Origin of the sequence: Halomonas sp. A11-A (assembly GCF_003182195.1) — a bacterium.
In the GTDB taxonomy this organism is placed as follows: domain Bacteria; phylum Pseudomonadota; class Gammaproteobacteria; order Pseudomonadales; family Halomonadaceae; genus Halomonas; species Halomonas alkalicola.
Window position 1 is genome coordinate 110,531 of the sequence record NZ_QGTM01000005.1, and the last position, 15,561, is coordinate 126,091.

Annotated in this window: 12 protein-coding genes; 6 read left to right on the plus strand and 6 right to left on the minus strand. The window is 66.1% G+C overall.

The window, feature by feature from the left end:
* The first annotated feature begins 1 nt into the window (after nt 1).
* Both glyS and gmhB read left to right on the plus strand, forming a co-directional pair.
* Entirely contained in the window at nt 2-2,068 is a 2,067-nt protein-coding gene (gene glyS / locus DER72_RS06010; protein ID WP_110069094.1) for a glycine--tRNA ligase subunit beta, read from the plus strand.
* A gap of 181 nt (nt 2,069-2,249) precedes the next feature.
* Nucleotides 2,250-2,849, plus strand: coding sequence for a D-glycero-beta-D-manno-heptose 1,7-bisphosphate 7-phosphatase (gene gmhB, locus DER72_RS06015; protein ID WP_110069095.1), 600 nt, complete (start codon nt 2,250-2,252; stop codon nt 2,847-2,849).
* Between the two features lie 178 nt (nt 2,850-3,027).
* On the opposite strand, the gene gyrB is transcribed toward gmhB, so the two are convergent.
* The 4 genes from gyrB to dnaA form a co-directional block, all read right to left on the minus strand.
* Nucleotides 3,028-5,448, minus strand: coding sequence for a DNA topoisomerase (ATP-hydrolyzing) subunit B (gyrB, locus tag DER72_RS06020; RefSeq protein ID WP_110069096.1), 2,421 nt, complete (start codon nt 5,446-5,448; stop codon nt 3,028-3,030).
* A gap of 11 nt (nt 5,449-5,459) precedes the next feature.
* A complete protein-coding gene (recF, locus tag DER72_RS06025; RefSeq protein ID WP_110069097.1) occupies nt 5,460-6,575 on the minus strand; it encodes a DNA replication/repair protein RecF in 1,116 nt (371 codons plus the stop codon).
* A 44-nt stretch (nt 6,576-6,619) separates the two neighbouring features.
* Nucleotides 6,620-7,723, minus strand: coding sequence for a DNA polymerase III subunit beta (dnaN, locus tag DER72_RS06030; protein WP_110069098.1), 1,104 nt, complete (start codon nt 7,721-7,723; stop codon nt 6,620-6,622).
* A 180-nt stretch (nt 7,724-7,903) separates the two neighbouring features.
* Nucleotides 7,904-9,370, minus strand: a complete 1,467-nt coding sequence (dnaA, locus tag DER72_RS06035; RefSeq protein ID WP_110069099.1) for a chromosomal replication initiator protein DnaA — start codon at nt 9,368-9,370, stop codon at nt 7,904-7,906.
* A gap of 544 nt (nt 9,371-9,914) precedes the next feature.
* Between dnaA and rpmH the strand changes: the two genes are divergently transcribed.
* The 4 genes from rpmH (at nt 9,915) to mnmE (ending at nt 13,849) form a co-directional block, all read left to right on the plus strand.
* Nucleotides 9,915-10,049, plus strand: a complete 135-nt coding sequence (gene rpmH, locus DER72_RS06040; protein ID WP_010626003.1) for a 50S ribosomal protein L34 — start codon at nt 9,915-9,917, stop codon at nt 10,047-10,049.
* A 13-nt stretch (nt 10,050-10,062) separates the two neighbouring features.
* Nucleotides 10,063-10,482 carry a ribonuclease P protein component gene (gene rnpA, locus DER72_RS06045; RefSeq protein WP_110069100.1) on the plus strand — a complete coding sequence of 140 codons (420 nt, stop codon included), beginning with the start codon at nt 10,063-10,065 and terminating at the stop codon, nt 10,480-10,482.
* Between the two features lie 184 nt (nt 10,483-10,666).
* A complete protein-coding gene (yidC, locus tag DER72_RS06050; RefSeq protein WP_110069101.1) occupies nt 10,667-12,355 on the plus strand; it encodes a membrane protein insertase YidC in 1,689 nt (562 codons plus the stop codon).
* Between the two features lie 126 nt (nt 12,356-12,481).
* Nucleotides 12,482-13,849, plus strand: coding sequence for a tRNA uridine-5-carboxymethylaminomethyl(34) synthesis GTPase MnmE (gene mnmE / locus DER72_RS06055; RefSeq protein ID WP_110069102.1), 1,368 nt, complete (start codon nt 12,482-12,484; stop codon nt 13,847-13,849).
* A gap of 16 nt (nt 13,850-13,865) precedes the next feature.
* Here the strand turns inward: mnmE and DER72_RS06060 are convergent, their stop codons facing one another.
* Nucleotides 13,866-14,714, minus strand: a complete 849-nt coding sequence (locus DER72_RS06060; RefSeq protein ID WP_110069103.1) for a 23S rRNA (adenine(2030)-N(6))-methyltransferase RlmJ — start codon at nt 14,712-14,714, stop codon at nt 13,866-13,868.
* 99 nt (nt 14,715-14,813) lie between these two features.
* A complete protein-coding gene (locus tag DER72_RS06065) occupies nt 14,814-15,491 on the minus strand; it encodes an OmpA family protein (RefSeq protein WP_110069104.1) in 678 nt (225 codons plus the stop codon).
* Between the last annotated feature and the right edge of the window lie 70 nt (nt 15,492-15,561).

The window sequence follows — 15,561 nt, forward strand, 5'->3', positions numbered from 1 at the left end:
CATGGCTGCCAACACCCTGCTGGTTGAACTGGGCGTCGAGGAACTGCCGCCGAACGCCATCGACGCCCTCTCCGACGCCCTGGCCGACGGCCTGCGTCGCGGACTCGCCGACGCCGACGTCGGTCACGGCGAGGTGCGCGCCTACGCCACCCCACGCCGCCTGGCGGTGCGGATCGAGGCGCTGGCCGATAGCCAGCCCGATCGCGAGGTGGAGAAGCGCGGCCCGGCGCTGGCCGCCGCCTTCAAGGACGGCCAGCCCACCCGGGCCGCCGAAGGCTTCGCGCGTTCCTGCGGCGTTACCGTTGACGACCTGATCCACCTGGAGACCGACAAGGGCACCTGGCTGGGCTATCGCGAGCAGCAGCAGGGGGAGTCCACCTCTGCCCTGCTGCCTGCCATCCTGCAGAAGGCCGTCGCCGCCCTGCCGGTCCCCAAGAACATGCGCTGGGGCGCCTCCCGGGTGGAGTTCTCCCGCCCGGTACACTGGCTGGTCGTGCTGTTCGGCAGCGAAGTGGTCAAAGCCGAGGCCCTGGGCCTGACGGCGGGCCGCACCACCTACGGCCACCGCTTCCACGCTCCCGCCGCCATCGAGCTGGCCCATGCCGATGACTACCTCGAGGCGCTGGAGCAGGCCTGGGTGCTGGCCGACCGCGACCGCCGCCGGGAGCGCATTCGCGAGCAGGTGCTGGCCGAGGCGGAGGTCCAGGAGGCCACCGCGGTCATCGACGAGGCGCTGCTGGTCGAGGTCAGCGGCCTGGTGGAGTGGCCGGTAGCCCTGACCGGCAGCTTCGACGAGCGCTTCCTGGAGGTGCCGGCGGAATCGCTGATCTCCTCCATGAAGGCCAACCAGAAGTACTTCCACCTGCTCGATGAGGCGGGCAAGCTCAAGCCGCTCTTCATCACCATCTCGAATATCGAAAGCGCCGACCCCCAGCAGGTGATCGAGGGCAACGAGAAGGTGATCCGCCCCCGCCTGGCCGATGCCGCCTTCTTCTACGATACGGACCGCAAGCGTCCACTCTCCTCGCGCATCGACGAGCTCGCCGGCGTGGTGTTCCAGCAGCAGCTAGGCACCCTGGCCGACAAGGCCCACCGCAGCGCCGCCGTGGCGGCCTTCATCGCCGGCCAGATCGGCGGCGACGTGGGCCATGCCCGCCGCGCCGCGGAGCTGGCCAAGTGCGACCTGGTCACCGAGATGGTGCTCGAGTTCCCCGAGCTGCAGGGCATCATGGGCCGCTACTACGCCGAGCATGACGGCGAGCCCGCCGACGTCGCCCAGGCGCTGGAGGAGCAGTACCTGCCGCGCTTCGCTGCCGACGCCATCCCCCACAGCCGCACCGGCCTGGCCCTGGCCCTGGCCGACCGCCTGGACACCCTGACCGGCATCTTCGGTATCGGTCAGCGTCCCACCGGCACCAAGGACCCCTTCGCCCTGCGTCGTGCGGCCATCGGGGTCCTCAACATCCTGGTCAAGGGCGAGCTCAACCTGGACCTGCGCGAGCTGCTCGAGCTAGCCGCCGCCCAGCACCAGGAGCTGCCCTACGCCGAAACGCTGGTGGACGAGGTGCTCGGCTACATGCTCGACCGCTTCCGCGCCTGGGGCCAGGACGAGGGCATCTCTGCCGAGGCCTACTTGGCCGTGCGCGCCCGCCCGGTCACCCGCCCGCTGGATTTCGCCCGCCGCCTGCGTGCCGTCCAAGCCTTTGCCGGCCGCGAGGAGGCCGCCGCCCTGGCCGCGGCCAACAAGCGGGTCTCCAACATCCTGGCCAAGCAGGCCGATGAGGTGGGCAGCCAGGTCGACGCCGGCGTGCTTCAGGAGGCGGCCGAGCTGGCCCTTCACGAGGCGGTCAGCGCCCAGCGCGAACGCGTGATGCCGCTGTTCGCCGAGGGCCGCTATGCCGAGGCGCTGGACGCCCTGGCCGGCCTGCGGGAGCCGGTGGATGCCTTCTTCGACCAGGTCATGGTGATGGCCGACGATCCGGCCATTCGCGCCAACCGTCTGGCGCTGCTGGCCAGCCTGCGTGCGCTCTTCCTGGAAGTGGCGGATATCGCCCAGCTGCAGCAGTAACACCGGGCAGAGGGAACGAAGGCCGGCAGCCAGCGCTGCCGGCCTTTTTCATGCCCGGCGAACGGGTGCGTGTTTCACGTGAAACAACCACGCCGTACTCGTCATCTATGGCCGGGCCGCTTGGCAGGACGTGTTCCACGTGAAACACTCCCCCTCTCGCTGACCGCAGGAGCCCGACCGAATGCCCTCCCCCGACCGCCTGGTGATCCTCGATCGCGACGGTGTCATCAACCGCGATTCCGATGCCTATGTGAAATCCCTGGCCGAGTGGATCCCCTACCCCAGCGCCATCCAGGCAATTGCCCGGCTGAGCCGGGCCGGCTGGACGGTGGCAGTGGCCACCAACCAGTCCGGCATCGCCCGTGGCTACTATGACGAGGCCACCCTGGCCGAGATGCACGAAGAGCTCGGTCGGCTGGTGAAGGAGGCCGGCGGCAGCATCAGCCATATCGCCTGGTGCCCCCACGGCCCGAGCGATGAGTGCGACTGCCGCAAGCCGCTGCCCGGCCTCCTGGAGCAGATCCGTGTCGCACTCGGCATGCAGACCCTCGCCGGCAGCTGGATGGTGGGTGACAGCCTGCGCGACCTCCAGGCCGGCGAACCCATGGGTTGCCGGCCGGTGCTGGTTCGCACCGGCAAGGGGGAACGCACCCTGGCCAGCCACCCGGAACTAGGAGCAAAGGGCAGCGACACCCGCGTCTTCGACGATCTGGCCGCTTTTGTCGACTGGCTGCTGGCCGATGCACCCGATGCGAACGGGCCCTTCCCCCAGCACCGGTAATACCTCCTCACTACTACTGACACCCCTCATCACCCCCAGCAGCGTTTCTCACTGCCGTAATAGCAGAAGGCCCGCCTCGATCTCGAGGCGGGCCTTTTTTCTGTCTTTCTGTTTCATCCCGACGCCTGGCGCGCAACCATGTTTCACGTGAAACATGGCGTCACCTGATCGATGCGCGTCACACGTCGAGATTGGCCACCAGCGCATTGCGCTCGATGAAGTCGCGACGCGGCTCGACCTCGTCCCCCATCAGGGTATTGAACATCATGTCGGCCGCCACGGCATCCTCGATGGTGACCCGCAGCATGCGGCGAGTCTCGGGGTTCATGGTGGTCTCCCACAGCTGATCCGGGTTCATCTCCCCCAGCCCCTTGTAGCGCTGGATGGACAGCCCGCGCTGAGCCTCGGCCATCAGCCACTCCAGCGCCTCATAGAAGGTCGAGACGCGCTTCTGACGCTCCCCGCGGGCCACATGGGCGCCCTCCTCCAGCAGGCCGTCGAGCGTCTCACCCAGCTCGGCCATGCTGCGGTAGTCGGCGCTGGTGAAGAAATCGATGCCCCAGACATAGTCGGTGGTCACGCCATGAGCGGTAAGCGTCACCGCCGGCAGATAGAGGCTTCGCTCGGCGTCCTCCTCGAGCCGGAAGGTGTAGCGCGGGCCGCCCTCATAGGCCACCACCGCATCCATCTCGCCCTGCAGGTGGTCGATCCAATTCTGCATGGTCGCGTGATCCCGCAGGCTGGCCTCGCCGTCCAGGCGCGCCGCGTGCACGATCCGCTTGAGCACCTCAATGGGGTAGACCCGCGACAGGCGATCGATGCGGCGCATCACTTCACGATACTGGTTGACGAGCCCTTCCAGCTGGGAGCCGCTGATCCCCGGGGCGTCGGCGTTAACGTAGAGCCGGGCACCGTCCATGGCGGTGGCCGTCAGGTAGTCGGTCATCGCCTGCTCATCCTTGAGATAGAGCTCCTGCTTGCCGCGCTTGACCTTGTAGAGCGGCGGCTGGGCGATGAAGACGTGGCCGCGCTCGATCAGCTGTGACATCTGGCGGAAGAAGAAGGTCAGCAGCAAGGTCCGGATGTGGGAGCCGTCCACGTCGGCATCGGTCATGATGATGATCGAGTGGTAGCGCAGCTTGTCCGGATTGAACTCCTCGCGGCCGATGCCACAGCCCAGGGCGGTGATCAAGGTGCCCACCTCGGCGGAAGAGAGCATCTTGTCGAAGCGCGCCTTCTCCACGTTGAGGATCTTGCCCTTGAGCGGCAGGATCGCCTGGGTGCGACGGTCCCTGCCCTGCTTGGCACTGCCACCGGCCGAATCACCCTCGACCAGGAAGAGCTCGGAAAGGCTTGGGTCCTTCTCCTGACAGTCGGCCAGCTTGCCGGGCAGGCCGGCGATATCCAGCGCGCCCTTGCGCCGCGTCATGTCGCGGGCCTTGCGCGCCGCCTCCCGGGCCCTGGCGGCATCGAGCATCTTGTTGACGATCGACTTCGCCTCGTTGGGCTTCTCGATCAGGTAGTCGGCGAACAGTCGACCCATCTCCTGCTCGACTGCGGTCTTCACCTCGGAGGAGACCAGCTTGTCTTTGGTCTGAGACGAGAACTTGGGGTCCGGCACCTTCACTGAGATGATCGCCGTCAGGCCTTCACGAGCGTCATCGCCGGAGGTGTTGATCTTGGACTTCTTAAGCAGGCCCTCGGCTTCGATATACGAATTGAGCGTCCGGGTCAGGGCGGCACGGAAGCCTGCCAGGTGCGTCCCGCCATCCCGCTGGGGAATGTTGTTGGTGTAGCAGAAGATGTTCTCGTTGAAGGAGTCGGACCACTGCATCGCCACCTCCACGCCCACCCCATCCTCGCGCTCGACGTTGAAGTGGAAGACCGGATTGAGCACCGTCTTGTTGGTGTTGAGATGGTCGACAAAGGCCTTGAGGCCACCCTCATAGTGGAACAGCTCCTCCTTGCCGCTGCGCTCATCGACCAGACGAATGGCCACGCCGGAGTTCAGGAAGGAGAGCTCCCGAAGACGCTTGGCCAGGATATCGTAATGGAATTCGATGTTGGCAAAGGTTTGCGGTGAAGGGCGGAAGTGCACGCGGGTCCCGGTCTTCTCGGTCTTACCCACCACGCTCAGCGGCGCCTGGGGCACCCCATGGTGATAGACCTGCTCGAACACCTCGCCGGCACGCCAGATGGTCAGCCTGAGCTCCTCAGAGAGGGCGTTGACCACCGACACCCCCACGCCGTGGAGGCCACCGGAGACCTTGTAGGAGTTGTCGTCGAACTTGCCGCCGGCGTGAAGCACCGTCATGATCACTTCCGCGGCGGAGACCCCCTCCTCCTCATGGATATCGGTGGGGATGCCGCGGCCGTTATCGCTGACGGTGATCGACTCGTCGGGGTGGATGACCACGCGGATCTCGCTGCAGTAGCCGGCCAGCGCCTCGTCAATGGAGTTATCCACCAGCTCGAACACCATATGGTGCAGGCCCGTGCCGTCATCGGTGTCACCGATGTACATGCCGGGACGCTTGCGTACGGCATCCAGCCCCTTGAGTACCTTGATGCTCGATGAGTCGTAGGCCTGTTCGCTCATTGACTGCTCCATCATGAAGTCTGTCGTTCCAGTGGCTCCAGCTGCCCCTCTCCCGATGGCGAACGTTTCACGTGAAACATCGCGACGGGGGTGGCGGGCTGCCACAGATCTGCCAGGGCGTCGTGATCGACGCTGGTGATAAATGCCTGGCAGTGCATGCTTTCCAGCCAGTGGCAGAACACCCGTCGGTGGGCGCTGTCCAGCTCTGCCGGGAGATCGTCGATCAGGTAGAGGCAGTGTCGCCCCGTAGCGGCCTCCAGCAGCCGCCCCTGCGCCAGCTTGAGGGCGCTCACCACCAGCTTCTGCTGACCCCGGGAGAGCACCTCCACGGCGGGGCGCCGATGCAGCCTGACCGCCAGGTCCGCCCGCTGCGGACCTTGCTGGGTGAAGCCCATCTGCCTGTCGACCTCCCTGCCCTGGCTCAGTATCTCACCGAGCTCACGGCGCCTGTCCCAGCCGCGCGTGTAGCGAAGCTGCAGGCCCGGCAACGGCATCAGGCCGGCCAGGGTCTCCTCGAAGACCGGGAGGAAGGCGTCGACCCAGGCGCTGCGCATGGCGTCGATGCGCTCGCTCCAGTGGACGAACTCGTGCTCCCAGGCCGACAGGGAAGCATCGTCCATTCTACCATGCCTGAGCAGGGCATTCCGATGTTTCAGCGCCCGACGGGCCCGCTGCCACGCCTCCAGGAAGTCATGTTTCACGTGAAACACTCCCCAGTCGAGAAACTCCCGTCGTCCCGCGGGAGGCCCCTCCAGGAGACGGAAGGCATCGGGATTGATCAGCTGAAGGGGGAGCGTCTCGACCAGGCGAGAGAGGCGGCTGATGCGTTCACCGGAGAGGCGAATCTCGAGTTCGCTCTCGTCGCGGCGGCGGCGCACGCCGAAGGGTATCGGGGGGTCACCCGCCAGGCGACCGTGCAGGACCAGGCCCTCGGCATCATGGCCGATCACATGGCGCATCTGACGGGTGCGGAAGGAGCGCCCCATGCCGAGCACATGGATACCCTCGAGCAGACTGGTCTTGCCGCTGCCATTGTCTCCCGTGACCAGGTTGATTCGAGAACCCGGTTGAAAATCAATGGCTTGAAGGTTTCGAAGACCCTGAAAGGCGAGGCGATCTAGTGGCATGGAGAGATCCAGGCAGGGCGGCACCCGGGTGCCGCCACCGGTCACTAGAGACGCATGGGCATGACGACATAGAGGGCATCGCCGCCACCCGGCTCCTCTATCAGCGCGCTGCTGTTGGGGTCGGCCAGGGTCATCTGCACGCGGTCCTCGTTCAGGGCGTTGAGGGCATCGATCAGGTAGCCGACGTTGAAGCCGATCTCGAGGCCGGGGCCGCTGTACTCGATGGCGATGTTCGCCTCGGCCTCTTCCTGCTCGGGGTTGTTGGCCATCACCTTGAGATTGCCTTCGGCCAGGTGCAGGCGCACGCCGCGGTACTTCTCGTTGGAGAGGATGGCGGTGCGCGAGAGCACCTGGCGCAGCTCGGCGCGCTCGGCGATGAACACCTTGTCGCCGCCGCGGGGCACCACCCGCTCGTAGTCGGGGAACTTGCCGTCCACCAGCTTGGAGGTGAAGGTGAAATCCCCCGTGTGAGCGCGGATGTGGCTGGCCCCGAGGGTCAGGCTGACCGGCTCCTCGCCGTCGTCCAGCAGGCGGACCAGCTCCAGGATGCCCTTGCGCGGCACGATCAGCTTCTGGGCCGGCTCCACCTGGATCTCGACGGGGCGCGAGCAGACCGCCAGGCGGTGGCCATCGGTGGCGACGGCACGCACCAGACCGGAGCGCATCTCCAGCAGCATCCCGTTCAGGTAGTAGCGCACGTCCTGCTGGGCCATGGCGAAGGAGGTGGCGTCGATCAGCTGCTTCAGAACGCCCCGCGGCAGGGCGAGCTCGATGCTGCCCTGGCTGTCCTCGATGTTGGGGAACTCCGCCACCGGCAGGGTCGAGAGCGTGAAGCGCGAGCGGCCGCTGCGCAGCACCGCCCTGCCCTCCTCCAGGGAGAGCTGGATCTCGGCCTGATCGGGCAGCGACTTGCAGATATCCATCAGCTTGCGCGCCGGCACGGTGGCGGCCCCCGGCTCGTCCACCTGGCTGGCCACGGTGCGCCCGATCAGCTCCACTTCGAGGTCGGTGCCGGTGAGCGCTACCTGGTCTTGATCGACCTGGATCAGCACGTTGGAGAGCACCGGGAGAGTCTGGCGGCGCTCCACCACACCGGCCACCAGCGTTAGCGGTCGCAGCAGCGCTTCGCGGGAGATGGAAAATTTCATGTCGGCTCCACGTCTAGTCCTGAAGGATTGCGGCCCGTGCGACCGAGCCGAACGGCTAGGCCATCATTTAACCACAGCCGGGGCTCGGGGGGGCGCTGGGGGATGAGGGCAAGGAGTTGCGGCGATCGCGGCGCGGTGTCGCTCCGGCGCCCCATACCGGAGGAGCTGGCATTGGTGCCGTCAGCTGGTCAGCAGACGCAGCAGGTTCTTGTAGTCTTCCCGGATATCGGCGCTCTCCTCCTGCAGCGACTTCACCTTGCGGCAGGCGTGCAGCACCGTGGTGTGGTCGCGACCACCGAAGGCATCGCCGATCTCGGGCAGGCTGTGGTTGGTCAGCTCCTTGGCCAGGGCCATGGCCACCTGGCGAGGGCGCGCCACCGAACGCGAGCGACGCTTGGATAGCAGGTCGGCAAGCTTGATCTTGTAGTACTCCGCCACGGTGCGCTGGATGTTGTCCACGCCCACCTGCTTGTCCTGCAGCGCCAGCAGGTCCTTGAGCGACTCGCGGATGAAGTCCTGGGTGATCGGCTTACCCATGAAGTGGGAGTCGGCAATCACCTTCTTCAGGGCCCCTTCCAGCTCACGCACGTTGGAGCGGATCTTCTGGGCGATGAAGAAGGCCGCATCGTGAGGCAGATCGACCTTGGCCTGGTCGGCCTTCTTCATCAGGATCGCGACGCGGGTCTCCAGCTCCGGCGGCTCGATGGCCACCGTCAGCCCCCAGCCGAAACGCGACTTCAACCGCTCCTCGACGCCGCTGATCTCCTTGGGATAGCGGTCGGAGGTGAGGATCATCTGCTGGCCGCCTTCGAGCAGGGCATTGAAGGTGTGAAAGAACTCCTCCTGGGAACGCTCCTTGCCGGCGAAGAACTGGATGTCATCGATCAGCAGCGCGTCCACGCTGCGGTAGAAGCGCTTGAAGTCGTTGATGGCGTTGAGCTGCAGCGCTTTGACCATGTCGGCCACAAAACGCTCGGAGTGCAGGTAGACCACCCGGGCATTCTCCCGCCGCCCGGCCAGAGCATTACCAACGGCGTGCATCAGGTGGGTCTTGCCGAGGCCGACCCCGCCGTAGAGGAACAGCGGATTGTAGGCCCCTCCCGGGTTCTCCGAGACCTGCCGCGAGGCGGCCCGAGCCAGCTGGTTGGACTTGCCCTCCACGAAGGTCTCGAAGGTGAAGCTGGGGTTCAGGCCACTGCTGTGCTTGAGGCTGCCCTCGACCTGCACCTGGCGCTCCCCGGCCGCCCGGCGACCCGCGCCCTCCTCGCGCTGGGCGTCGAGCTCGCGCTCATCGGCCACCTCGCCACGCGGTGGTGTATGCACGGCGGGTGCCGCCGGACGTCGTGGTGCGGCCGATACCGGGTTGCCCAGTTCGCGCGGCTGAGGCTGGGGCGCGGTGCGCCGACTGCCTACCGTCAGCACCACCTTGGGAGGCTTGGCCGGGGAGAGCTCGCGCATCAGCTCACCGATACGCTTGGCATACTTGTCGCTGACCCAGTCGCGCACAAAGCGGTTGGGGGCCAGCAGACACAGCTCACCCGACTCCCCCTCTTCCGCCTGCAGCGGGCGAATCCAGGTATTGAACTGCTGGGAGTTCAGCTCGTCCTGAAGGGTGTCCAGACACTGTTGCCAGAGAGCTAGCGCCACGCGGCCTCACCATCGGTTGGAAAACGGTCGCATATTGTATCGCCCCCGAGGATGGTTATCCACACCCCGCGGGCGCCGCGTCGCGGCTGTGGAAAACTTTCCCCAGCACCGGGGATGGGTTCCGCCGAACGCTGGGGACAACCTTTCGCTGTGGACGACTGGCGATTGTATCCACCGCTTCTGTACAGGGCATCCTGTGCCATCCCACTGCCTGTCCACAGCCTATAGGCTGAAGCAGAGGATTGTTTATGTTAGGGAAAACCAGCTTATCCACAGATGCTGTCCCCACTATTAATAACAGGTTCTTTAAAAAGAATAGAAAATAGTAATAGTAGTCATGATGGTCGATGGCAGATCCGTCGGCAGGGCTCGCGAGGCGCCTGTGCCGTCATCGCACTGGCGATCGCGTACGGAAAAATTGCACCCGGGCCGCGATATCACTACAATTTCCGGTCTTGAGCCGAATACCCCCGGGGTCCTCTGTGGAAACCGGACGCCTCGAAGTTGTCGATTCTTCCTGAAAACCACGTGGGAATAACGAGTTATGAAACGCACCTTTCAGCCCAGCGTTCTGAAGCGTAAGCGCGTGCACGGTTTCCGTGCCCGTATGGCCACCAAGAACGGCCGTGCCGTCCTGGCCCGCCGTCGTGCCAAGGGCCGCAAGCGCCTGAGCGCCTGATCACGGACCCCAGGTGTCCCGTCTGGGCTTCCCCCGCCGTCTGCGTCTGCTGACGGCCGGGGACTATCGGCAGGTCTTCGACAACGCGGTCTACAAGGTTCACGGCAAGGGCCTCATGGCCCTAGCGATTCCCAACGCCCTTGGGCATCCACGCCTTGGCCTGATCGTCAGCAAGAAGAACCTTCGCCGTGCCGTCGACCGCAACCGCCTCAAACGACTCGCCCGCGAATCCATACGCCTTCAGCAGCAGCGTCTGCCCGCCGTGGACATCGTGCTGATGGCCAGACGAGGCGTGAAAGAGCTCGATAACGAGGTCCTGCATCGCCAGCTGCACGGGATGTGGCGACGTCTGGAGCGCGAGGCAAGCAAGGCCGCCGTCGACGACCAGCCAGGTACCGGGACACCCAGCGCGAACGCCAGTCAGGGCGGATGACCGGCCAACCAGGAGTCGTCACCATGTCGAGACCCCTTTCCATGGTGTACCCCGACCCAGCCGGTATCCACGCCGAGAGTCCGTGTTCGGCATCCAGCCTGCCTCTGGCAGGCTTTTGTCTATCTCGGGCAGATGTTTTCCATCTCGCCCGCGGCAAGTTCACCACCCATCGGGCAGAAACCTCATGGACGTAAAACGACTCCTCTTGCTGATCCCCCTGGCGGTGCTCGCCTACCTGATCGTCGTGCAGTGGAATCAGGACTATGGCCAGGTCTCCCCTGAGCCCGAGGCCCCCTCCTTCACCAGCAGCCCGACCAACGGCGAGGCCCAGCCGGCCGACCCGGATGGCCTGGCCGTGCCTGCCACGCCCAGCGCATCGGGCGACGTCAGTCAGGCCATGCCCGGCGAGGTGAGCTCGTCCACCAGCAGCCGCGACCTGATCGCCGTGGTGACCGATGTGCTGGACCTGCGCATCGATCCCCAGGGCGGCGATGTCGTCTATGCCGCCCTGCCCCAGTACAAGCTGACGCTGAATTCGGATCACCCCTACGTGCTGCTCTCCGACAGCGAGAGCCGCAGCTACGTGGCGCGCTCCGGGCTGCAGCTCGACGGCCAGGCCGGCCGCATCGCCTTCACGCCGGAGCAGACCGAGTACCGCCTGAGCGAGGGTGAGAACCGCCTGGAAGTCGACCTACGCGCCGAGGTCAACGGTGTCGACATCATCAAGCGCTTCACCTTCGAGCGCGGCAGCTATGCGGTGGACGTCAACTACTACCTGGCCAACAACACCGAGGCGCCGGTCACCGCGCGCTTCATCGGCCAGCTGGCCCGCGACAACAGCCCGGACCCCTCCAGCGGCGTGGCCCTGGGCATGAGCTCCTACCTGGGGGCGGCCTACTCCACCCAGGATAGCCGCTACGAGAAGGTCGACTTCGACGACATTCAGCGTGGTCGCTTCGAGAACCGTGAATCCCAGGGGGGCTGGGTGGCGATCATCCAGCACTATTTCGTCTCGGCCTGGGCGCCGCCCCAGAACCAGCAGAACCTCTTCTATGCCACCACGGACTCGCAGAACCGCAACGTCGCCGCCTTCGCCGGGCCGGTGACCAGCGTCGCCGCCAATGGCGAAGCAACCCTGGGCGCGACCCTCTACCTGGGACCCAAGGTGCAGGAGCTCCTGGAAGAGGTGGCCCCCAACCTGCGCCTGACCGTGGACTATGGCTGGCTGTGGTTCATCGCCAACCCGCTGTTCTGGCTGCTCGACAAGATCCATGACGTGATCGGCAACTGGGGCTGGTCTATCGTGCTGCTGACCATCCTGGTCAAGGCCGCGCTGTGGCCGCTCTCCGCCAAGGCCTACAAGTCCATGGCCCGCATGCGCAAGCTGGGCCCGGAGATGCAGCGCCTCAAGGAGCAGTACGGCGACGATCGCCAGAAGATGTCCCAGGAGATGATGAAGTTCTACCAGAAGGAGAAGATCAATCCTCTGGGGGGCTGTCTGCCGATTCTGGTGCAGATGCCGGTGTTCATCGCCCTCTACTGGATGCTGCTGGAGTCCGTGGAGCTGCGCCATGCGCCCTTCATGTTCTGGATCCAGGATCTCTCGGTGAAGGACCCCTACTTCATCCTGCCGATCCTGATGGGCGCCTCCATGTTCGTGCAGCAGATGCTCAACCCGGCACCGCCCGATCCCATGCAGGCGAAGATCATGAAGATGCTGCCCATCGTCTTCACCTTCTTCTTCCTGTGGTTCCCGGCGGGCCTGGTGATCTACTGGCTGGTGAACAACATCATCTCCATCGCCCAGCAGTACGTGATCACCCGCAAGATCGAGAACGACCCCAGCGTCGGCAAGGGCATGAAGACCAAATAGCGTCGGCATTACGACCCGGTAGCGGAGAGTACCTGCCGCACCTCCCCGGACCCCCGCCCCGCGCGGGGGTCTGGCGTTTACGGGGGCAGAAACGGACAATGGCCCCGCCACCACGAGGAGTTTCCCATGGCCATCCTCCATGATCAGGACACCATCGCCGCCCTTGCCACGCCCCCTGGCCGGGGAGGCGTCGGCATCATCCGCGTCTCGGGGCCGCTGTGCGCCGCGATCGCCGAGGCGGTAGTGGGCCGCTGCCCTGCACCACGCCGCGTCCACTACGGGCCCTTCCGGGGCGAATCGGCGGTGATCGACGAGGGTATCGCCCTCTACTTCGCCGGGCCCCACTCCTTCACCGGCGAGGACGTGCTGGAGCTCCAGGGCCATGGGGGACCGGTGATCATGGACCTGCTGCTCGAGCGCTGCGTAGCGCTCGGCGCTCGGCTGGCCCGCCCCGGGGAGTTCTCCGAGCGCGCCTTCCTCAACGACAAGCTCGACCTGGCCCAGGCCGAGGCGATCGCCGACCTGATCGACGCCAGCTCCCGGGCCGCCGCCGAGAATGCCCTGCGCTCCCTGCAGGGGGACTTCTCGCGCCGGGTCGAGGCGCTGGTGCAGCGGCTCATCGAGCTGCGCATCTACGTGGAGGCGGCCATCGATTTCCCCGAGGAGGAGATCGATTTCCTGGCCGACGGCAAGGTGGCGGAGCGGCTCGACGGGGTGATGGCGGAGCTTTCGGCGGTGCGCGCCGCCGCCGGCCAGGGGGCGCTGATGCGCGAGGGCATGAACGTGGTGATCGCCGGGCGGCCCAACGCCGGCAAGTCGAGCCTGCTCAACGCCCTCACCGAGCAGGAGACCGCCATCGTCACCGATATCGCCGGCACCACCCGGGATGTGCTCCGCGAGCACATCCACATCGATGGCATGCCGCTGCACATCATCGACACCGCCGGCCTGCGCGACACCCCGGACGCCGTGGAACAGATCGGCGTGGCACGGGCCTGGGCGGAGATCGAGAAGGCGGACCGGGTGCTGCTGCTGGTGGACGCCACCACTACCGACTCCCTCGATCCCATGGCGATCTGGCCCGAGTTCGTGGCCAGGCTGCCGGACCCGAGGCGGCTGACGCTGGTGCGCAACAAGATCGACACCACCCGGGACGCGCCCGGCATCGAGTTATCCACAGCCACCCCGGTGATCCGGCTCTCCGCCCGGACCGGTGCGGGTGTGGATAACCTGAAGAGTCATCTCAAGGCGGTGATGGGCTACAGCGGCACCACCGAGGGGCGCTTCTCGGCACGCCGGCGCCACCTGGATGCCCTGGACAGGGCGCGACAGGCCCTGGAGAACGGCGAGGCTCAGCTGGCCGGCTTCGGTGCCGGCGAACTGCTGGCCGAGGACCTGCGCGACGCCCAGCAGGCGCTGGGCGAGATCACCGGAGAGTTCAGCGCCGACGATCTTCTCGGCGAGATCTTCGGCAGCTTCTGTATCGGAAAATAGCCGCGCCCTCCTTCCGCTACTCCTCCACCCACCAGCCGCTGCGATAGCTCCCCGGCGCGCCCAGGTAGGCCACCACGGGCGCCATCGCCGCGGCCAGGCGCTCGTCGAATCCCCAGGGCGGGTTGACCACCAGCATGCCGCTGCCATACATGCCGCGCTCCCCCTCGCTGGGGGCCTGCCGGATGAATTCGCCGTACCAGACCTTGCGCAGCCCCCCGTCGCGGAGTGCTTCCAGCAGCTCGCGATGGCGACCCGCCGGCAGCAGCGGATACCACACCAGCATCACCGCATGGCGCGCCTTGCGCATAGCCGTCAGCAGCGTCTTAGCTACCTCGAGATACTCCTCCTTGCGCTCGTAGCTGGGGTCGATCAGCACGCCGAGTCTCGGCGTCTTGACCGGCAGCCGCTGAAGCAGCCCCTTGAGGCCATCGCCATGGATCCGCTGGGCGGCCGCCGGGAAGGGCTGCTGGCTCAGGTGCTCGTGCTCACCGGGGTGCAGCTCGAAGAGCCACTGCTGGTCCTGGGCCCTCAGCCGATGGCCCATCCACCAGGGGGAACCGGGGTAGTGGGTCAGCCGCGAAGGGTCTGACTGGGCACTCGCCAGGGCCGCCAGCCAATCGCCCAGCAGCGGTTCGCTGGCCAGCGCCTGGCGGGCCTTCCAGAGCGGGATGACCCCATCCCGGTACTCCTGCAGCCGGGAGGTCTCGGCGGCATCGAGGGGATAGAGGCCGCGACCGGCATGGGTATCGATGTACGTAATCGAAGAATCTTTACGTAAAAGATGATCGATGACCGCATGCAGGGTCAGGTGCTTGTGGACGTCGGCGAAATTGCCGGCGTGGTAGGCGTGCTGATAGGAAAGCATGGATGGGGTTTGGCGACTCGGCAAGGACGGGACAAGGAAAAGGGGCCTGCCGCTTCAGGCGGCAGGCCCCACTGTGGCACTCGGCGGGCTCGCCTGGCCTTACTGGAACTGGCTCTCGATGGGTGACAGGGTGATCTCGACGCGACGGTTCTGGGCGCGCCCCTCCTCGGTGGCGTTGCTGGCCACGGGCTGGGTCTGACCATAGCCGGTCATGTAGAGGCGATTGCGCGAGACGCCCGCTTGGGCCAGGTAGTTGCCGACGGATTCGGCGCGACGCTCGGAGAGACGCTGGTTGTAGTCGGCGTTGCCGGTGCTGTCGGTGTGACCGGCGATGTTGACCCGGGTATCGGTGTACTGGGTCAGGATCGACGCCACGTCGTTGAGGGCGTTGCGAGCGCTCATGGTCAGTTCGCTGGAGTCGAAGCCGAAGGTCACGCTGCTCGGCATGTTGAGCACGATATCGTCGCCGCGACGATCGACCTCGATGCCAGTACCGCGGGTGCTCTGGCGCAGCTCCTCCTCCTGGCGATCCATGTAGGCGCCGATGCCGGCACCGGCGGCGGCGCCCACGGCGGCACCGATCAGCGCGCGATCACGGCGGCTGGTGCTGCCGTCACCGCTCAGTGCGCCCGCGGCGGCCCCCACGGCGGCCCCGATGGCGGCACCCGTGCCGGTCTGGCTGCGCTGGGTCTGGCCGGAATAGGGGTCGGTCGTGGCGCAGCCCACCAGCAGGGCAGCGGCGGCAAGCGGGACAAAGAAGCGAGTGGGCTTGATCATGAGGTCAGATCTCCATGCAATCATCAGTAGACCCGGTAGGCATCCCTGCCGGGCAGTTCAACGGTATCAC